This is a genomic window from Pseudomonas salmasensis, assembly GCF_014268375.2.
GTDB lineage: Bacteria > Pseudomonadota > Gammaproteobacteria > Pseudomonadales > Pseudomonadaceae > Aquipseudomonas > Aquipseudomonas salmasensis.
This window is the reverse complement of record NZ_CP077083.1, coordinates 1,293,325-1,312,459: the sequence shown is the minus strand read 5'-3', so window position 1 is coordinate 1,312,459 and position 19,135 is coordinate 1,293,325. Positions and strand designations below refer to the sequence as shown.

Annotated in this window: 20 protein-coding genes; 5 read left to right on the top strand and 15 right to left on the bottom strand. The window is 61.4% G+C overall.

Annotation, left to right across the window (positions count from 1 at the left end; all coding sequences use genetic code 11):
* Positions 1-94 precede the first annotated feature (94 nt).
* The gene (gene feaR / locus HU731_RS05455) at positions 95-1,036 is read left to right on the top strand and encodes a transcriptional regulator FeaR (RefSeq protein ID WP_186607697.1); all 942 of its coding nucleotides are present in this window, start codon (positions 95-97) and stop codon (positions 1,034-1,036) included.
* Between the two features lie 148 nt (positions 1,037-1,184).
* Here feaR and HU731_RS05450 read toward each other — a convergent pair whose 3' ends face one another.
* The 5 genes from HU731_RS05450 to HU731_RS05430 all read right to left on the bottom strand — a co-directional run bounded on the left by HU731_RS05450 (position 1,185) and on the right by HU731_RS05430 (position 5,363).
* Positions 1,185-1,940 (bottom strand): SDR family oxidoreductase, encoded by a 756-nt coding sequence (locus HU731_RS05450; protein ID WP_186607698.1) that lies wholly within the window; start codon positions 1,938-1,940, stop codon positions 1,185-1,187.
* Entirely contained in the window at positions 1,930-2,733 is an 804-nt protein-coding gene (locus HU731_RS05445) for an SDR family NAD(P)-dependent oxidoreductase (protein ID WP_186607699.1), read from the bottom strand. Before HU731_RS05445 ends, HU731_RS05450 begins: the two co-directional genes overlap by 11 nt.
* A complete protein-coding gene (locus HU731_RS05440) occupies positions 2,726-3,547 on the bottom strand; it encodes a molybdenum cofactor biosynthesis F family protein (protein ID WP_186607700.1) in 822 nt (273 codons plus the stop codon). The genes HU731_RS05445 and HU731_RS05440 overlap by 8 nt, the downstream gene beginning before the upstream one ends.
* Positions 3,548-3,560: 13 nt before the next feature.
* Positions 3,561-3,926 carry a cupin domain-containing protein gene (locus HU731_RS05435; protein WP_186607701.1) on the bottom strand — a complete coding sequence of 122 codons (366 nt, stop codon included), beginning with the start codon at positions 3,924-3,926 and terminating at the stop codon, positions 3,561-3,563.
* Positions 3,927-4,064: 138 nt separating this feature from the next.
* Positions 4,065-5,363 (bottom strand): NAD(P)/FAD-dependent oxidoreductase, encoded by a 1,299-nt coding sequence (locus HU731_RS05430; RefSeq protein WP_186607702.1) that lies wholly within the window; start codon positions 5,361-5,363, stop codon positions 4,065-4,067.
* 207 nt (positions 5,364-5,570) lie between these two features.
* On the opposite strand from HU731_RS05430, the gene hpaR reads away from it, so the two are divergent.
* A complete protein-coding gene (gene hpaR / locus HU731_RS05425) occupies positions 5,571-5,993 on the top strand; it encodes a homoprotocatechuate degradation operon regulator HpaR (protein ID WP_186607703.1) in 423 nt (140 codons plus the stop codon).
* Between the two features lie 124 nt (positions 5,994-6,117).
* Here the strand turns inward: hpaR and hpaI are convergent, their stop codons facing one another.
* The 8 genes from hpaI to HU731_RS05385 all read right to left on the bottom strand — a co-directional run bounded on the left by hpaI (position 6,118) and on the right by HU731_RS05385 (position 13,496).
* Complete coding sequence (hpaI, locus tag HU731_RS05420) at positions 6,118-6,918, bottom strand: 4-hydroxy-2-oxoheptanedioate aldolase (RefSeq protein WP_186607704.1); 801 nt, start codon at positions 6,916-6,918, stop codon at positions 6,118-6,120.
* A 16-nt stretch (positions 6,919-6,934) separates the two neighbouring features.
* Positions 6,935-7,738, bottom strand: coding sequence for a 2-oxo-hept-4-ene-1,7-dioate hydratase (hpaH, locus tag HU731_RS05415; RefSeq protein ID WP_186607705.1), 804 nt, complete (start codon positions 7,736-7,738; stop codon positions 6,935-6,937).
* Positions 7,739-7,749: 11 nt separating this feature from the next.
* On the bottom strand, positions 7,750-9,054 hold the full coding sequence (locus HU731_RS05410) for an MFS transporter (RefSeq protein WP_186607706.1): 1,305 nt from the start codon (positions 9,052-9,054) through the stop codon (positions 7,750-7,752).
* 138 nt (positions 9,055-9,192) lie between these two features.
* Entirely contained in the window at positions 9,193-9,585 is a 393-nt protein-coding gene (locus HU731_RS05405) for a tautomerase family protein (RefSeq protein WP_186607707.1), read from the bottom strand.
* Between the two features lie 15 nt (positions 9,586-9,600).
* Positions 9,601-10,458 (bottom strand): 3,4-dihydroxyphenylacetate 2,3-dioxygenase, encoded by an 858-nt coding sequence (hpaD, locus tag HU731_RS05400; protein WP_186527063.1) that lies wholly within the window; start codon positions 10,456-10,458, stop codon positions 9,601-9,603.
* Positions 10,459-10,597: 139 nt separating this feature from the next.
* The gene (hpaE, locus tag HU731_RS05395; protein WP_186607708.1) at positions 10,598-12,058 is read right to left on the bottom strand and encodes a 5-carboxymethyl-2-hydroxymuconate semialdehyde dehydrogenase; all 1,461 of its coding nucleotides are present in this window, start codon (positions 12,056-12,058) and stop codon (positions 10,598-10,600) included.
* Positions 12,059-12,063: 5 nt separating this feature from the next.
* Positions 12,064-12,834 carry a fumarylacetoacetate hydrolase family protein gene (locus HU731_RS05390; protein ID WP_186607709.1) on the bottom strand — a complete coding sequence of 257 codons (771 nt, stop codon included), beginning with the start codon at positions 12,832-12,834 and terminating at the stop codon, positions 12,064-12,066.
* Positions 12,831-13,496: a fumarylacetoacetate hydrolase family protein gene (locus tag HU731_RS05385; RefSeq protein WP_186607710.1), complete on the bottom strand. Its 666-nt coding sequence runs from the start codon at positions 13,494-13,496 to the stop codon at positions 12,831-12,833. The genes HU731_RS05390 and HU731_RS05385 overlap by 4 nt, the downstream gene beginning before the upstream one ends.
* 128 nt (positions 13,497-13,624) lie before the next feature.
* Between HU731_RS05385 and hpaA the strand changes: the two genes are divergently transcribed.
* From hpaA to HU731_RS05370, 3 genes are all read left to right on the top strand, one after another.
* Entirely contained in the window at positions 13,625-14,485 is an 861-nt protein-coding gene (gene hpaA, locus HU731_RS05380; RefSeq protein ID WP_032896391.1) for a 4-hydroxyphenylacetate catabolism regulatory protein HpaA, read from the top strand.
* A 204-nt stretch (positions 14,486-14,689) separates the two neighbouring features.
* Positions 14,690-15,820, top strand: coding sequence for a type III secretion protein (locus HU731_RS05375; protein ID WP_186607711.1), 1,131 nt, complete (start codon positions 14,690-14,692; stop codon positions 15,818-15,820).
* A gap of 36 nt (positions 15,821-15,856) precedes the next feature.
* Entirely contained in the window at positions 15,857-16,711 is an 855-nt protein-coding gene (locus HU731_RS05370; protein WP_225931608.1) for a hypothetical protein, read from the top strand.
* Here HU731_RS05370 and HU731_RS05365 read toward each other — a convergent pair.
* Both HU731_RS05365 and HU731_RS05360 read right to left on the bottom strand, forming a co-directional pair.
* Positions 16,708-18,132: an efflux transporter outer membrane subunit gene (locus HU731_RS05365; protein WP_186607712.1), complete on the bottom strand. Its 1,425-nt coding sequence runs from the start codon at positions 18,130-18,132 to the stop codon at positions 16,708-16,710. The genes HU731_RS05370 and HU731_RS05365 overlap by 4 nt on opposite strands.
* Positions 18,132-18,926 (bottom strand): helix-turn-helix transcriptional regulator, encoded by a 795-nt coding sequence (locus tag HU731_RS05360; RefSeq protein WP_186607713.1) that lies wholly within the window; start codon positions 18,924-18,926, stop codon positions 18,132-18,134. The genes HU731_RS05365 and HU731_RS05360 overlap by 1 nt, the downstream gene beginning before the upstream one ends.
* Positions 18,927-19,135 lie beyond the last annotated feature (209 nt).

Genomic DNA, 19,135 nt, shown 5'->3' with positions numbered 1-19,135 from the left:
CAAAGGGCAAACAGGTTGTTGTTGCGTGCATATAGATAACATGTTAACTATTGCACCCAGAACAAAAAGAATAACGCCACTGCGGAGACACCCCATGAGCATCCCACAGCATGCACCCGACGGGCTCGACAGCTGGAACCGCGAACTGCGCGCCGCGTGCGGCCACTTCGATACCGAACTGGCTTTCAACCGTTCGCTGTTTATCGGCGAGATCCACAACCTGTCGCGTGGCCTGGCCATCCTGCGCACCAATGCCGGGCTGATCAGGCGCCCGACGCACCACGCCGACCATGACAACGACCAGGAATGTTTCCTGGTCAGCCAGCGCAGCGGCTATTCGCAAATCACCCAGAACGACCAGACGGTGCAACTGGCCCCCGGCGAAATGCTGTTGATGGATTCGGTGGGTTCCATCGAAATCACCCCCTTCGGCCTGATCGAACACGCCTCGCTGTCCCTGTCGCGCACGGCGGTGTGCAAGCACCTGGGCGGCCAGGCACGGGCCTTCGGCAAGGTCTCCTCGACCAAGGCCTGTGGGCGCATGCTGCATGTGCTGATGGACCAATTGTGCAAGGACGATATCGACGAAGACGCCACGCAAGTAGAGGCGCTGCAAGCGGCCTTCGTGTCGCTGCTGGGTTCGGCGTTGGAGCAGGGCGACGAGTGCCGCGAAGGCGTGGCCGCGTTGCAGGGCAATAACCTGCGCAGCTATGTGCAAAAGGTTATTGATGAGTCGCTGAGCCAGCCAGGCCTGAGCCCGATCGGCCTGGCCAACCGCCTGAATATCTCGGTGCGGCACCTGTACCGTCTGTTTGAAGAACAGGACGATAGCGTCTGCCGCTACATCCAGCGCGCACGCCTCAAGCGCAGTGCGGATGACTTGACCAACCCGTTCCTGCGCAGTGAGTCGATTACCTCCATTGCGTACAAATGGGGCTTTACCGACTCGGCGCATTTCAGCCGCTCGTTCAAGAAGCAGTTCGAGGTATCGCCCAAGGATTTTCGTTCGAGCCGGTTGCAGGCGGTGCAGGCATAAACAGCTTCTTCAAGCTAGGAGCAGGCAAGGCATTTTGTAGGAGCGAGCTTGCTCGCGAAAGACCCACAGGCGCCGCGTTCATTCAGGAAACACGCGTTATCGTTGACGTTTTTCGCGAGCAAGCTCGCTCCTACAGTTAGTTCGGGGTTCAGGTTTCGGGTAGGGTAGACCCACCATCCACCACCAGCGTCTGCCCGGTGATATAGCCCGCCAGGTCAGAGGCCAGAAACACCATCGCCCCGGCAATATCCGCCGCCGCGCCCAGGCGCCCCAGCGGCACACGGCGGGCGATGCTGTCATTCACGGCCGCATCGCCCAGGTTATCCATCGCTGGGGTGGCGATCATGCCCGGCTCCACGCCGTTGACCCGCACATTCAACGGCGCCAGCTCCAGCGCTGCATTGCGGATAAACCCATTCACCCCGGCCTTGGACGCCGCATAGTGACTCAGCCCCGGATAACCCACGCGGTTGCCGGTAACCGAAGACGTCACCAGCACGCAGCCCCGGCCTTGCGCACGAAACCTCGGCAGCGCCGCCTGGGTCAGCCAGAACAGCGCCGACAGGTTCACCGCCAGGGTGCGCTCCAGAATCGCTGGGGTGATGTCGGCAAAGGCTGTCAGCGGAAAGTACCCGGCGTTGTGCACCAGCACATCCAGTTGCGCCAAGCCTTGGACGCAAGCAAGCACCGCTTCGGCATCCGCCAGGTCAACGCCAACGGCTTCCACTTGATAGCCCTGCGCGCACAACCCGGCGGCCACGGCTTCAGCCTGTTCAAGCAGGCGGTCGGCAATCACCACCCGCGCACCGCGTTCGGCAAAGGCTTGGACGATGCCCAGGCCAATGCCCTGGGCGCCGCCGGTGACCAGCACGACCTGGCCGCTGAAATCCAGGTCATTCGTCATGGGCAGGCTCCAGGCGCGTAAACGCCAGCGTCGGCACGTCGACGATGCTGGAACCACCGTCCGCCACCAAGGTGGCGCCGGTGATGATCGAGGCGTCGTCGCTGGCCAGGAAGCGGCACACCTTGGCGATCTCGTCGGCATGGGCGGCGCGCCGCAGCGGTACATCGGCACACACACGCGCATAGGCCTGCTGCAAGGTCTCGCCGTACGCCTCCATCAACGGCTGCATCTCGGCGTCGGCCATCGGCGTGTGCACCCAGCCTGGGCACACCGCGTTCACCCGCACGCCATGGGGCCCATAGTCACGGGCCAGCGAGCGATTGAGCCCTAGCAACGCATGCTTGGCAGTGGTGTAGCCACACACCTCGGGGCCTGCCGCCAATGAGGCGATGGAGCCAATCAGCACCATGTTCCCGGCGCTTTCCTGTAACAGCGGCAGGCAGGCGCGAGCGCTGTAGAACGCACTGTCGAGGTTGCTGCGCAGCGCGCCTTCCCAAGTGGCGGGGCTGGTCTGCGTCGCGCTGCCCAGCCCGTGGCCACCGGCACAGGCCAGCAGCACATCGAGGCGCCCGAAGTGGGTGCGGATTTGCTGGATAAAGCCGTCCCAGGTGTCCGGGCAGGCGGCATCGCCCATCAGGATCAGCCCGCCGGTGTCCTGCGCCACCTGTTCCAGTGGCTCACGACGCCGACCGATCAGCACCAGATGCGCGCCTTCCTGTGCGTACAAGCGTGCGCAGGCGGCGCCGATGCCGGTGCCGGCCCCGGTGATCACCACCGTGCGCGGCTCAGTCACGGGGGTACTCCGTGTGGTTGAGCACCTGGCAATAGGAACTGATCGGGAAGTTCGACAGCGCGTCGAAGGACGCCCCGGCATAGCCGAAGATCTTGCCGTCGCTGCGGTGCTGTTGCAGGTCGATCAGCACCAGGCCGAGGGTCGGCACGATCTTCTCCTGCCAGACGAACAAGTAAAGCTGCTCGGCGATCTTGTAGTAATGGCAGCGGTCGGTGTCGCACAGGCCTTTCTCCACGCCCTCGAGGCATTGCCAGGCGTAGAACCGCGGGTTGAGGTAGATGTGCTCGTAGACCTCGCTGGGGCTGTAGCGATAGTGGTTGCGCAGGCCGACCAACTCTTCGGTGGGGGCGTGCAGGCAGTGGCCGTCCTGCCACGGCCGGTCGAGGCTGCCGTGGAGGAAGTCAACCTGTACCGAGGTCAGCGGCTTGCCGGCCAGGGCACGGTGGTACAGGCCTTCGTAGGTCTCTGCCGGTTCTGGCATACGGCCAATCACGGCGGTAAAGGAGGCAGTTGGCGTGTCCAGCACCAGGCTGATCGACCAGCTTTGCCCGGCCTCGTGCTTGATAAAGTCCACCAGGTACAGGCCGGGGCGAATCGAGCTGGCGCGGTAGGCGGCGCTGCCGCTGGAGTGGCCATCGGCGGCGTGCCAGGCCAGGCGCTCCTGTTCGAAGCGGTGTTCGATCTGCCAGCCATTGGCAAAATGCAGGGTGAAGGTCTGGCCGGCCAGGTCGGCCAGGTTCGGCAGAATGAACGCCTGGGGTGCAAACCCCTCAGCCAACGCGCCTACGGTGATCCAGTCAGATGAATTCGACATGGCAACGCCTCCCTTACACGACGGCGAAGTAGTGTTTGACGAAACTCTCGCTGACCACTTCCCACAGCACAGGCGTGCCCTTGGTCACGAACCAGCTGTCTCCGGCCTGGTAGCGGGTGGACTGGCCGGTGGATTCGTCAGTCAGCACCACTTCGCCGGTGACCACCGTGGCTTGCTCGGCGAAGGGGTAGACCATGCGGAACTTGCCCTGAGTGGTGCCGAAGTACGCACTGCTGACCGCATCGGTGGGCGTGCCGAAGGTCATCTTGCCGAAGGCGCGTACTTCGCCTTCGAGGATTTGCGAGCCGAGGTCGGCCACGGTGCCCCAGGCGTCGAGTTCCGACAGCTGGACGTTGTGTTTGATAGCGGTAAGGGTCATGGCAGATGCTCCTGATAAATACGACATTATTTTTTGTAGGAGCGAGCTTGCTCGCGAAAAACTCACAGGCGCCACGTTCATTCAGAAAGCACCCGTTATCGTTGACGTTTTTCGCGGGCAAGCCCGCTCCTACAGGGGTTAGCGGCGACCGTTCCAGTAGCCGGAAAGTTGGTGCCAGGATTTGCCCGCCGTCAGCAGCAGGGGGCGAATCGCGTCCTTGCCGATGATGGTGGGGCGGGGGATCGAACTGACCAGGTCATAACGCGCCGAGCCTTCGCTCATGCCTTCGGCCAGTACCTTGCAGATGATGTGGCTGGGGGTGACGCCAAAGCCGGAATAGCCCTGCACGAAAAACGCATTGCTGCGCCCCGGCAAGGTACCCAGCTGCGGGAACAGGTTCGGGCTGCAGGCCATTGGGCCGCCCCAGGCCAGGTCGATTTTCACGTCCTTGAGGTAGGGGAAAATCTTCAGCATCAGTTGGCGGTTCCAGGCTTTCAGATCGCCGGGAATGTGCTCTACCAAAGGCGTGGCGGCGCCGAACAGCAGGCGGTTTTCATTGGTTACGCGGTAGTAGTCGATCACCGGGCGGATGTCGCTGTAGGCCCCACGGATCGGGCTGATGCGCTGGATCAACTCCTCCGACAACGGCTCGGTCATCATCTGGAACGCGTAGGTGTTGATGGTCGAGCGGTGCAGTTCCGGCTCCAGCTTGTTGAGAAAGCTGTCACAGGCCCACAGCAACTTGCTGGCGCGCACCGAACCGCGGCCGGTGCGCACGGTGATGCGCTCGCCGTAGCTGACTTCCAGGGCCGGGCTGTTCTCGAAGATTTTCACACCATGGCTGGCCAGCGCGGTGGCTTCGCCCAGCAGCAGGTTGAGTGAATGCACATGCCCGCCACCCATGTGCAACAGGGCGCTGGTGTAGGCTTTGGAGCCGATGATCTGCTGCACGTCGGAGCCGCCGAGAAAGCGGATTTCGTGCTGGCTGTTGATCGACTTGAAGTCCTTCTCCCAGGCGCGCAGGGTTTTTTCCTGGCGGGCGTTGAAGCCCATGTAGCCGTAGCCGTGGCAAAAGTCGGCGTCGATGTTGTACTTGGCGATGCGGTTCTTGATGATGTCGGCGCCCAGGTCGCTGATCTCGAACACCTGGCGCAGGCCGTCTTCGCCCACGTCCTTCTTGATCTTCTCCAGGTCATGGCCGATGCCCGCCATGATCTGCCCGCCGTTGCGGCCCGTGCCGCCAAAGCCCAGGTAGCGCGCTTCAAGCACAACAATGTTGGTGATGCCTTTTTCCGCCAGCTCAAGGGCGGTGTTGATCCCGGAAAAACCGCCGCCGATGACCACGACGTCCGCGTCGATATCCTGTTCCAGGGTGGGGAAGCTGAGGTTGTATTTCTTGGTGGCGGTGTAGTACGTGGGGGTTTCGATGTTGATCATGGCGCAGCCTGAAAAAGTGAAGGAAGGCGCTAAAGCGGATGCCTCCATTAGGGCCCCTGGCGGGCTGGAAGTCTTGATCCTGCGTGCCCGGGTTTTTGATTCAGCGCGCCACGGGCAAGGGCACCTACAAGTTATAGCGCGCTCGCCGGCCGGGAATGTTAGAGTTTCGTTAAACTATTAACTAAATACTTCGTGACCCTGAGCCCTATGTCCACACCTCGACAATCCCTGACCCTGGCCTTGCTGCAAGCGCGCGAGGCCGCGATGAGTTTTTTCCGTCCTTCCCTGAATGAACACGGCCTGACCGAACAGCAATGGCGCATCATCCGCATCCTTAAGCAGCACGGTGAGTTAGAGATTTACCAACTGGCGGAACTGGCCTGCATCCTCAAGCCGAGCATGACCGGCGTGCTGGTGCGCATGGAAGCGGCCGGCATGGTGCACCGGCGCAAGGCCGAACAGGACCAGCGCCGCGTGCTGATTACCCTGGCGGACAAGGGCAAGGCGAGTTTCGAGTCCATGAGCCAGTGCATGGAGGCCAACTACCAGCGTTTGCAGGATCAGTTTGGTGAAGAGAAATTCCAGATGCTGTTAGGTTTGCTGGATGACTTGAAGAACATCAAGCGCTGACTCAATTGCTGAACCACCACCGATCAACTGTGGGAGCTGGCTTGCCTGCGATAGCGCCGGGTCAGCTGGCTTATTTGTCGCTGATACACCGCTATCGCAGGCAAGCCAGCTCCCACATTGGATCTCAGTACACGCCACCGGTATGGGTAGCCACCGGAATGTCTTTGAACTTCCCGGCCAGGCTTTGCAGCCCCCGCATCAACACCGTGGTGTCCACCCCCACCGCCACGAACGTCGCCCCCAACGCGATATAGCGTCGTGCGAGATTTTCATCCGCGCTGAGAATCCCTGCCGCCTTACCCGCCTTGACGATACGCACGATGGCGTCCTCAATCGCCGCCTGCACTTCAGGATGCCCAGGATTACCGCGATGGCCCATGGACGCGCTCAAATCTGCCGGGCCGATAAATACACCGTCCACGCCTTCGACGGCGGCGATAGCGTCCAGATTGGCCAGGCCCTCGGCATTCTCAATCTGCACCAGCAGGCACATCTGCGCATCGGCCTGGTCGAGGTAATCGGCGATGCTGTTCCAGCGCGAAGCACGGGCCAGGGCGCTGCCCACCCCGCGAATACCCTGGGGCGGGTAGCGCAGGGCGCGCACCAGTTCCCGGGCCTGGGCGGCGCTTTCCACCATGGGCACCAACAGCGTCTGCGCGCCGATATCCAGCAGTTGCTTGATCAGCGCCGTGTCGCCGATCACCGGGCGAATCAACGCCTGGCTGGGGTAGGGCGCGATGGCCTGTAACTGCGCGAGCATGTCCCCCAACTGGTTGGGCGCATGTTCGCCGTCGATCAGCAGCCAGTCGAAACCGGCGTTGGCGGCCAGTTCCGCGCAGTAGGCGTTGGCAAGGCCCAGCCACAGGCCGATCTGTACCTCGCCGTGGTGCAGGCGTTGCTTGAAGCGGTTGACAGGCATGTCCATGACAGCACTCCTGGGTTCAGACGAAGCGGCAGGCAATCGAGCCGAGCAGGTCGTAGTCGACGTGGAAGGTATCGCCAGGGCGGGCCGCCACCGGGCGGGTAAACGAGCCGCCGAGAATCACCTGGCCGGGCAGCAGGGTGACGTCATAGGGCGCCAGCTTGTTGGCCAGCCACGCCACGCCTTTGGCCGGGTGGTTGAGCACCGCCGCCGACACCCCGGACTCCTCGATCACGCCATTGCGATACAGCACTGCCGGCACCTTGCGCAGGTCGATCTCGGTGGGGCGCACGGCGCGGCCGCCGAGCACCACACCGGCATTGGCGGCGTTGTCGGAGATGGTGTCGAACACCTTGCGGGTCGCGTTGGTGTGCGGGTCGACCTGCTGGATGCGGGCGTCGATGATTTCCAGTGCCGGGATCACCCATTCGGAGGCGTCGAGCACATCGAACACCGTGCAGTTGGGGCCCTTGAGCGGCTTGCCGAGGATGAAGGCCAGTTCCACTTCCACCCGTGGCACGATGAAACGCTCGAAGGGGATGTCGCTGCCTTCGTCGAAAAACATGTCGTCGAGCAAGGCGCCGTAATCGGGTTCGGTGATATTCGACGACACCTGCATGGCCCGTGAGGTCAGGCCGATCTTGTGGCCTTTGAGCGTGCGCCCGGCCTTGATCTTTTGCGCGACCCATTCACGCTGGATGGCGTAGGCGTCCTCGATCGTCATGCCGGGGTAGTCGAGGGAAAACTGGCGCACCTGTTCGCGGCTGCGTTCGGCGCGGTCCAAGTGGGCGGCGGCCGCGAGGATTTGCTGGGAGTCGAGCATGGCAACGGTCTCTAGTGTGGGTTGACGATGGCGGCCTGGGTGCGCAGCACCAGCAAGCCACCGAGGGCGATAAACAGGGCGAGTACGTACAGGGCCAGGCTGGCGCTCTGGGTGGCGTCGCGCATCCAGCCGATCAGGTACGGCGCGAGGAACGCGGCAATGCTGCCGAACGAGCTGATCATGGCGATGCCCGCCGCCTGGGTGGTGTGGGAGAGAAACGCCGGTGGCAGTTGCCAGAACATCGGCAGCGCGGCACTGGCGCCCATGCCGGCAACCACCAGCCCGCTCATCACCAGCAGCGCATTGCCGGGCGCCAGGCCCGCCACGGCGATACCGAGCGCCGCCATCAGCAACGGCACGCACAGGTGCCAGCGGCGTTCGCGGTGGCGGTCGGAGGAGCGCCCGCAGCCGAGCATGAAGAAGCAGCCGGCCAGGTACGGCACGGCGCTGAGCAAGCCCACCTGGCTGTCACGGCCGATGCCGGCGCCGTGGATCAGGGTGGGCATCCAGAACGCCAGGGTGTTGACCGCCAGCATCACCGCAAAGTACACGGCCACCAGCAGCCACACCTGCGGGTCACGCAGGATGCCGCCGAACGAGGTGATGGTCTTGCGCTGTTCCTCGTTGCTCAATTGGGTGCGCAGTTGCTGTTTTTGCTCGGCAGTCAGCCAGTGCACCGACTCGAAACTGTCCGGCAGCCACTTGAGCACCACCAGTCCCAGCAGCACCACGGGCGCACCTTCGATCAGGAACATCCACTGCCAGCCGCGCAGGCTGCCGACATCGTGGAAGTTCTCCAGGATCGCCCCGGAAATCGGCCCGCCCAACACCCCGGCCATGGGCACCGCAATGGCAAACAAGGCGGTAACCTGGCCGCGACGGCGTGCCGGATACCAACGGTTGAGAAACACCAGGATCCCTGGGAAAAAACCCGCCTCGGCCACCCCCAGCAAAAAGCGCAGCACGTAGAACCCGCGCGCGCTCTCCACCCACAGCATGCCGGTGGAGAGCAAGCCCCACACCACCATCAGGCAGGCGATCCAGCGCCGTGGCCCGACGCGGTCCAGGGCAATGTTGCTGGGCACGCCGAACAGTGCGTAGGCGATGAAAAACAGGCCGGCGCCGAAGCCATACACGGTGTCGCTGAAGTGCAGGTCGCTGCTCATCTGCATCTTGGCAAAGCCGATGTTGATGCGGTCCAGATGGGCGAACAGGTAACACACCAGCAACAAGGGCATCAGGCGCCAGGTCACCAAACGATGGGTGCGGTCGTGCTCGGCAAGCTGCAGGCTTGCAGTGGAATGGGCTGTGCTCATGGTGTTGTTCTTTTTGTTGTTGTAGGAGCGAGCTTGCTCGCGAAAAACGTTAACGAAAACGCAGCGCTGTTGGGTCCGCGGTGCCTGTGGGTTTTTCGCGAGCAAGCTCGCTCCTACAGGGGGAGAGGCGGGGCCGTTTCAGCTTGCCGGGTTGTTCAGGAACGCGTGCACATTGTTCTGCTTGAAGTTGAGCTGCGGGTGCAGCTCGATCATCTCGAACGACAGCGCCAACAGCCGCTGCGCTTGCAGCTCGGCGAAGTGCTCGGTAATCACCGCGAACACTGCTTGGGCGACGGCCTCGCGGGTTGCCAGGTCGCGGCCATGGCCGACCTTGAGGGTCATGTGCACAAAGGCATAGTCGTGCTTGCCGTCGGCCATGCGCCAGGTGTCCAGGCGCACGCCGCGACTGCGAATGCCGCCCAACGGAAACACACCGCTGTCGCCCAGCACGCGGTGGACTTTTTCAAACAGGCCGGGCAAATCGGCCTGCTGTTCGAGGTTGTCGGTGTATTCAGCGATAAAGTGCGGCATGGGGCTCTCCCAGGGTTAAAGCGGGAAAATCGCGTTGATCTGGCCGGTGCCCGAACTGCCGAACGGCGGCGTGATGATCTCGGCCGGCTTGGCATAGTCCGGCCCACCCAGCAGGCCCAGGAGCATGGCGGTGTCGTGCATCTTGCCTTCGCCAAAACAGTGTTCGGCGTAGTCGGGCAGCATGGCGCAGAACTCCTTGAAGCGGCCTTGCTTCCACATTTCCACGACATGCAGGTCCACCTGCTTGTCGAATTCGCGGGTCCAGTTGTGGATATTCGCCTCAGCCTGGCGGTCGTCCGAGAACCGATGGGACAGCGAGCCGGACGCCAGCACCAGCACCTTGCGGTCGCTCTTTTCAATCGCCCGGCGCACGGCGGCGCCGAAGGCAAAGCTGTCTTCCAGGCGATGCCAGGCGCACCAGGCGGCGATGGAAATCACCTTGAATTTCTCTGCGTCGGGCACACCCATGTGCATGTAGCGCATCGGCACCAGGGTGCCGTATTCCAGCTCCAGGCTCGGGATGTTATGGGCCATGCTGCGCACGCCGGCCAGGTTGGCTTCGGCGGCGATCAGCTCACCCAGCTCGGGGCAGCCGGGGTAGGCGTAGTCCATGTTCTTGATGAAGTGCGGCAGCTCGTTGCTGGTGTAGGTGCCCTGGAACTGTTCACCGCAATTGACGTGATAACCGCTGTTGACCAGCCAGTGCACGTCGAACACCACTGCGGTGTCGGCCCCCAGTTCGCGGGCTCGCCGGCCGATTTCCTTGTGCCCGGCAATGGCCGCTTCGCGACAGCCGTGATGCTTGCCGGGCAGTTCCGACAGGTACATCGACGGTACGTGGCAGATCTTGGCTGCCAGAACCACTTCGCCCATGATGATTCTCCTGAATATTATTCTTTTGTAGGAGCGAGCTCGCTCGCGAAAAACGTCAACGATAACGCAGCGCTTCAGTTAGCCAGCGGTGCCTGCGGGTGCTTCGCGAGCAAGCTCGCTCCTACAGGCAATGCGGGCTTCAGACGCCCCAGCGCGGAATGTGATGACTGCCCATGGAAATACACACGTTCTTGATCTCGGCAAACACTTCGAAGCTGTACTGGCCACCTTCACGCCCGGTGCCCGAGCCTTTGACCCCGCCGAACGGCTGGCGCAAATCCCGCACGTTCTGGCTGTTGATAAATACCATGCCCGCTTCGATACCGCGCGCCAGGCGGTGGGCCTTGCCGATGTCCTGGGTCCAGATGTAGGAGGCCAGCCCGTATTCGGTGTCGTTGGCCAGTTGCAGCGCCTGGGCTTCATCCTTGAACGGAATCAGGCACACCACCGGGCCGAAGATTTCCTCCTGGGCGATGCGCATCCGGTTATTCACGTCGGCAAACACCGTGGGCTGGATAAACTGGCCGCGGCTCAAGTGCGCAGGCAAGTTGGCCGGGCGCTCCAGACCACCGGCCAGTAGCGTGGCGCCTTCCTCCAGGCCGATCTTGATGTAGCCGGTGACCTTGTCGTAATGGGCCTGGGTGATCATCGAGCCGACCTGGGTGTTCGGGTCCTGAGGGTCGCCGACGATCAGGCGCTTGGCCCGCGCCGCGAACTCGGCGACAAATTGCGGGTAGACGCTTTCCTGGATAAAGATGCGGCTGCCAGCGGTGCAACGCTCGCCGTTGAGGGAGAAGATCGTGAACAGTGCGGCGTCGAGGGCGCGTTCCAGGTCGGCGTCTTCAAAAATCAGCACCGGCGACTTGCCGCCCAGTTCCATGGAGTACTTTTTCAGGCCGGCGGTCTGCATGATTTTCTTGCCGGTGGCGGTGCCGCCGGTAAAGGAAATTGCCCGCACGTCCGGGTGACGTACCAAGGTATCGCCCGCGGTGGCGCCGTAGCCTTGGATCACATTGAGCACGCCGTTGGGGATCCCGGCTTCTACCGCCAAGCGCCCCAGTTCATTGGCGGTCAGCGGCGACAGCTCCGACATCTTCAACACCGCCGTATTGCCCAGCGCCAGGCACGGCGCGGTCTTCCAGGTGGCGGTCATGAACGGCACGTTCCAGGGCGACACCAGCGCGCACACGCCTACCGGCTGGTACAGGGTGTAGTTGAGCATCTGGTCGTCCACCGGGTAGGTGTGGCCGTCCATGCGCGTGCAGACTTCGGCGAAGAAATCGAAGTTGTGCGAGGCACGCGGGATCAACACGTTTTTGGTCTGGTGGATCGGCAGGCCGGTGTCCAGGGTTTCCAGCTCGGCCAGGTGTGGCACGTTCTGTTCGATCAGCTCGCCCAGTTTGCGCATCAAGCGTGCGCGCTCTTTGGCTGGCGTATTGGCCCACTTGGGAAACGCCGCCTTGGCCGCCGCCACGGCTTGGGCGACTTCTTCGGCGCCGCCGCTGGCCACTTCACCGATGGCCTCGCCGGTGGCCGGGTTGTAGTTGATAAAGGTGTCTTTGCTTTCGACCTCACGGCCGTTGATCCAGTGTTTGATCATGGTGCTCAAGCCTCTTTGCGCGCGGAGAAAAACTCCGTCTCACTGACAATACGGTTGACCAGGCGGCCCACGCCTTCGACTTCCACCACCACTTCATCCCCCGGCACCACATCGGCCAGGCCCTCGGGCGTGCCGGTGGCGATCATGTCGCCCGGTTGCAGAGTCATGAAGCTGGACAGGTATTCGATGAGGTAGGGGATATCGAAAATCATGTCTTTCGTGCTGCCTTCCTGGCGCAGTTCGCCGTTGATCCAGGTGCGCAATTTCAGGTTGCCTGGGTCGGGCACATCGGCCACGTCGACGATCCACGGGCCCACCGGGGTGGTGGCGTCGCGGTTTTTTACGCGCAGGTTGGGGCGGTAGTAATTTTCGAGGTAGTCGCGAATCGCGTAGTCGTTGCACACCGTGTAACCGGCCAGGTAGTCCAGGGCGTCGGCGCGTTTGACGTTGCGCGCGGTCTTGCCGATCACCGCCACCAGCTCGCACTCGTAGTGCATGTAGGCGACGTTGTCCGGGCGCCAGGTGACTTGGCGGTGCCCGGTGTAGGTGCCCACCGATTTGATAAAAGCCAGCGGTTCGGTCGGCGGTGTAAAGGCCAGTTCGGCGGCGTGGTCGGCGTAGTTCAAACCCAGGGCAAACATGTTACCGGTGGCGGGTGGCAGCCATTGCACCTGCTGTTCTGTGAGCACGCGGCCATCGTCCAGGCGCACGCTGCTGTCGGCTTGCACCAATACGTTGTGGGTTGCACCTTCAAAGCGGATACGTGCGCGTTTCATGCCGATGCCTCTGCTGCAATGGTGTTGCTCAGGCGGCCAATGCCGGTGATGTCGACCTCAACCTGGTCTCCTGGCTGCACGTCCACGCGGCCTTGCGGGGTGCCGGTGATCAACACGTCACCGGGGTGCAGGGTCATGAACTCGCTGATCTCGGCGATCAATTGCGGGATGTCCCGTACCCAGTCAGCGGTGGAGCTTTCCTGGCGCAGCTCGCCATTGACGAACAGCTTGAGGCTCAGTTGGTTGGGGTTGGCCACTTGATCCCGCGCAACCAGCTGTGGGCCCAGGGCGCAAAACCCATCGCGGCATTTGGCTTTGACGGCAGGGCGGTAGTAGCTGTCTTCCGGCAGGCTGAATTCATTCACCACCACATAGCCGGCCACATGGGCCATGGCGTTCTCCAGGCTGACACGGCTGGCGCGCTGGCCGATCACCACGCCCAACGCCGGGCCCGGTTGCAGGCGCTCGCCCGCAGGCTGCAGCACGACGCCGCCATGGGCATTGCGGGTGTTGGGCGTCTTGATAAACAACACCGGCTTGGTCGGCGGCTTCTGGTAGGGCGCCTGTTGGAAGGCGGCGAGATGCTGGTCCAGCAGGCCCTGGTAGTTCAGCGCAACGCCGAACAGGGTGCCGCTGGCAACATCATGCAGGGTACGGCTCATGCGTTTCTCCTGGCGGTGACGACGGCTGCGTAGGCAGTTCGTTAAGTTGTTAATGTTATAATTAATATGTTAACTACCGTCAAGCGTGGCACACTGCGCTGGCCTCACAACAACAAGAAGAGAGCCCCGTGAAGCCGATCCCCAACATCAACATCGGGCAGGTCTACGACCAGCGCTACAGCGATGCCGAGGTGCATTACGACAAGCTCGGCAACCTGGCGGGTTTTTTCGGGCGCAACATGGCGGTGCATCGCCATGACCGGTTTTTCCAGGTGCATTACGTCAAGAGTGGCGCGGTGCGGGTGTATCTGGATGACCGCCAGTACGTCGAATCGGGGCCGATGTTTTTCCTCACGCCGCCCACCGTGGCCCATGCTTTTGTCACCGAAGCCGATGCCGACGGGCATGTGTTGACGGTGCGCCAGCAGTTGGTGTGGAGTTTGATCGACGCCGACCCCAGCCTTGCCTCCGGTGCGGCCTGTGTTGCGTTGACTGGCGACGCCGAGGGGCTGGAGCAACTCTTTGAGGCGCTGTGCAGTGAGATCAACGCTGAGCGGGCAGGGCGCGCCGCCGCCCTCGACAGCCTCACAAGGCTGATCATGATCCGCCTGCTGCGCCTGTGCGCCCACGCCCAGCCGGCACGCCCCACAGCCCATGAAGACCTGCGCATCTTCCATCGTTTCAACGAGCTGATCGAAGCCCACTACCTGGAACATTGGCCGTTGGCGCGTTATGCCGAAAGTATTGGGGTGACCCAGGCGCGGCTCAATGAAGTGTGCCGGCGCATCGCTGACCTGCCCTCCAAACGCCTGATCCTTGAGCGGCTGATGCAGGAGGCCAAGCGCCTGCTGTTGTTTACCGGCAGTTCGGCAAATGAAATCTGCTACCAACTGGGGTTCAAGGACCCGGCGTATTTCAGCCGGTTTTTCTTGCGATACGCGCAGATGACACCGGGGGAGTATCGGGTACGGCAGGTGGGGATGCGCTGAAAGTGGTTCGGACACAAAGCGCAACGCTGAGGAATTGGCTGATAGTGATCCGTTGAACGAGAAGGATGGTGTTACCTGTCGAGCAGGAACTTTTCTGACCGTCTGGCCACGCAAGAGTACTTGTTCAGTGCAGGGTTCGGCAGTGGGCAAGTAGTGCTAGACAGTCCGCGATTATCCTCCTTCGATCATATGAGACTCCCTTCAATGCTCACGCACACTCAGCCTGCTTATGCTCCTGCGCACTCAACCTTCACACCGCCGGCTAAAACGCTGGATCATTCCGTTACCCGTCAACTCAATTACGATGACAAGTTATCGGCCCATCCTCCGATTGGCCCAAGCGTTAACTCACACCGTGATGCAGAACTGGGGGAGCTGTTGAAGTTGCTGGGCACGTTAGTCGTGGCACTTAAAACATGGATGAGCAAGGACGCTGAGGCTGCAAAAACACAACTACCCGTAGCGGTTCACCCCACCTCTTCTGTGAGTTCGCCGCACCGGCCGCTGGTTAATACCGTGCCTGTGGCGAACACTGGACCAACCGTCAAAAGTGAATGGAAAGAACACTTGGCCCCGTTCATGAACAGGTCGAACCTGGCCAGTACCCGTAACGCGTTTGATACCGAACTTATTGAAATGTTTTCAGATAAAAACGTGGAACCAATCACCACGTTTCTGTCTGACACACCCAAAGGGCAAAAGCCCGATGATCTGCGCAACGGGTTGCGTGCCACGTATGAGAACTTTCCTTACCTGGGCACCTTGGGCCGAGAAGAACATGTGGCCGCGATCAAGGTGGCCATGGCCACATTCGGGCAAAGCCCAGCCGGAATTTTCAAGGAAGTCGTCCCGCATGGTGACGGCTATGACGTGACCATGCGGGACGGCTTCAGGCTGCATATCACCCGCGAAGAACTGCAACTGGCGGCCAAGGCGGCCAAATTCAGTGGCGGCGATGAAGGCATGGTCAAGGACGCACAATTTCTGTTTGCTGTGATGAGCAAGCGTCAATACCTGGAGCTTGAGCGCGACAGCGCAACGGACCCCTTCATGAACCTGTACGGCAAAGACAGCGCATACCACGCCCATCGCACTTATCCCGGTGTGCTGTCGGGGGCCGGAGGCGGCATCGATGGAGACGCGGCGCTCTCTTATCTGGGCCTTGAAGATCATCTTCAGGTCATCGATGCCAGTGCATTGGGCACGCAGGTCGGCGTGCCGTTGGACAAGGGTGGGAGAAACAAGAATGGCGTGATTATTGAGGGCATGATGGAGGGGCAGTTATATAACAAGCCGGTTTCACCGTCATTGAAGGTGGTCACGCTTCGCGGGTGATTTAAAGTATTTAGTGAATAATAGGGGTTATTCAACATGTTAGTGTCTTCTGTTAACACTGCTGCTTTTGGTCATGCCAGGGCAAGCGACGCCGTCACTTCTCCACGTGTTTTGCCCTTCGCCAACGCATCTGCCCCAACTGGAACTTCTGAACAACTCAGTCGCCTGGTCGGCGAATTGGAGCGTTTGTTGGCGCTGTTATCTGCGCGGTTAAAACCTGAAGTCAATTCAACACCTTCGCCTGCGCAGTTCACCGATAACCGCACCGTCAGACGTGACGAATTCTTGAAAGGTACGCCTGCGAATACGGGCATCAAACCCAATGATATTTTCAAAGACTTTTACCAATTGGCCGAAGGTAATTGCGTGACGATATCCGCCATTAAAGCCGCGATGATGAGGTTCGGCCATAACCCTTATGGTATTTACAAAACCATTGAAGCCACCGATAGCGGCTATCGCATTGTCATGCGCGATGGGTTCAAGCTGCACATCACCCATGACGAACTGAAGCAGGCCAAGGCCGGCGCCAACTTCGGCACCGACCGGCCCAACGATGTTCTGGTCAATGCTCATTTCCTATATGCCGTCAGTGCCAAACGCGCCTACCTCGAAAATAACGACGGGGAGGCCAACAAGAGTTTTGCCGCCGCCATACGCAGCCTCAATGATGGCGAGTATCCGGGGCAGGCATTGCGTCGCCTGGGCTTGAAGGACTTTGTTGCGCCCGCAACCCTCCAGGACTTCCTCAACGGCGCTATCGGCACGGTCAACAGCGGGTTTCATTCGATGGTCGCTGTGGGGGGCTTCCTGGACAGTTATGGGCACAAACAACCATTGGATAACCGCGATGCAAACCGTCATGCCGCGGTTGGGCTGAAGTTGCTTTAACGTGCAGCCGCCAGGTTTGGCCATTGCGTCCACGCGCCACCCAGCGCCGTATACAGGTTCACCTCGGCGACCAACTGCGCCAGCCGGTCCACGATCAGTGCCTGTTGCGCGCTGAACAGCGAACGCTGCGCATCGAGGAACGTCAGGTTGCTGTCCACACCGCTGCGGTAGCGGTGCTGGGCCAGGTTGTAATAGGTCTGGTTGGCCTCGACGAAATCTTGTTGTGCCGCCAGTTGGTCGTTGAAGGTCTGGCGTGCGGCGAGGCCGTCGGCGACTTCCTGGAAGGCAGCCTGGATGGATTTTTCGTACTGGGCCACGGTGATGTCTTTTTGCAGCGTGGCGTAATCGAGGCTGGCGCGCAGGCTGCCCGCGTTGAAAATCGGCAGGTTGATCTGCGGCTGGAAGGTCCAGCTGCCCGAGCCGCCCTTGAACAGCCCCGACAGCTCCTTGCTGGTGCTGCCCGCGTTTGCCGTGAGGGTCACGGAAGGAAAGAACGCGGCACGGGCCGCACCGATATTGGCGTTGGCCGCCTGCAGTTGGTATTCGGCCTGGAGGATATCCGGGCGGCGTTGCAACAGGTCCGAGGGCAAGCCGGCGGGCACACGGGCGACCAAGTCGTCGGCCAGTGGGCGCGCGGGCAAGTGTTCATTCACCGGGCCACCCACCAGCAGGATGAGGTTGTTGAGGTCCTGGGCCACTTGGCGCTCATAGCGGGCCACGCTGGCGCGAGTGCTTTCTACCGCTGTGCGCGCTTGCACCACGTCCAGCGCCGAGGCTTTGCCCGCGCTTTTGCTACGGCGGGTCAATTGCCAGCTGTGGTCGTTGGCCACCAGGGTTTGCTCGGCCAGGGCCAGCAGTTCCTGATCGGCCCGCCAGGTGAGGTAGGCATTGGCGACATTGGCCACCAGGCTCAATTGCGCGCTGCGCCGCGCTTGTTTGCTGCCAAGGTACGTGAGCAGCGCCTGTTCGCTGAGGCTGCGCACGCGGCCAAACAAATCCAGCTCATAGGCGCTCAGGCCCAAGGTGGCGGAATAGTTGGAGGTGATCGCTGAATTGCCGGTGCCGGTCACGCTCCCTGGCAACTTCTGGCGCTTGCCGGCGCCGGTGGCAGAGATCGCTGGGAACAAATCCGCGCGCTGGATACGGTACTGCGCCTGGAACGCCTGCACATTCAGGGCTGCCACCCGCAGGTCGCGGTTGTTGACCAGTGCATCATCAATCAGCTGTTGCAGCGTTGGGTCGTGGAACAGCTGCTGCCAGTCCGGGTTCTGCGCCAAGTTGCCAGCCTGCGCCAGGCGGTAGACGCCGCCTTGGGGGAACTGTGCCGGCGTCGGTGCTGCTGGCCGCTGGTACTCGGGGATCAGCGAGCAACCGCCGAGCATCCAGGCCATGCCGAGGGTGCACAGCGTCTCTTTGTTCATCAGGCGCCCACCATCCATTTGGCCAGGCCATGCCGGCCGCTCACGCCCAGCTTGGCGGCGGCGCGCTTGAGGTAGGTCTCGATCGAGCTGTTTTTGACACTGAGTTTCTGTGCGATTTGCGGCACGGTGCCGCCGGTCAGCAGGCCCAGGCATACCTCCTGTTCCCGGGCCGAAAGGGTGATGTCGCTCAAAGACAAGCGCTTGTAGAACTCACGCTGCAATTGCGATTGTTCCAACAGAGTATGGGCAGGCTCAGTCTCGGCATGTGGCGCCTGTCGCAGGCTCTGGGCGTGCCGCTCCATCAACGGCAACAGCGTGTCCGACAGGCACTTGAGAAACGACAACTCAGCCAGGGAAAACCCCTGCTGGGTCGGCGGGCGGTAGAACGAAATCACACAGCGTCGGTTGCTCTGGCGCGATACCAAGTTGCACTGATGCGAAGTGCCGCGCGGGTGCGCGCTGTTGGCCTTGGCGTTCATCTGGATCAGCAGCGGGTCTTGCATGTGCAGCATCTGCTGCAGCAACGGGTGGTCGTTCAGCGCATGCAAGGTCTGGGGCACAGACAAATCCGTTTTCACCCCGGCGCTGCCCAGTAACTTGATGTCCAGCACGCGGTCGCGCAGTTCATCCAGGGTCCATTCGCTGAGGTCCACCAGATGAACCGGTACCCACTTGCCCACCAACTGCAACATCGTGGCAGCGAAATGTTCGTCGCCGCTGTTTAAAATCAACTCGCCCATTTCGGCGTAAAAATGCGGGCCGCATGTGTCGCCAATACTTGAGGTCAGACTCATAGCCATCTCATCCTTGATGTCGAAAACCGTCAACGGTTGCCCAGGGCCTGCGCAGGGCGCTCCGTACTGCTTGAACGTAACTCGGCGTTCGAGATGTTATTTAGCCATAGGGATTTGTCCTACGTATGTAGCGGAAACGAGGGACACAAGCTGCCATAAAAACTGCGCCATTAAACCGACGTTTCTCGTGATTAAAGCCGGCTACGTAC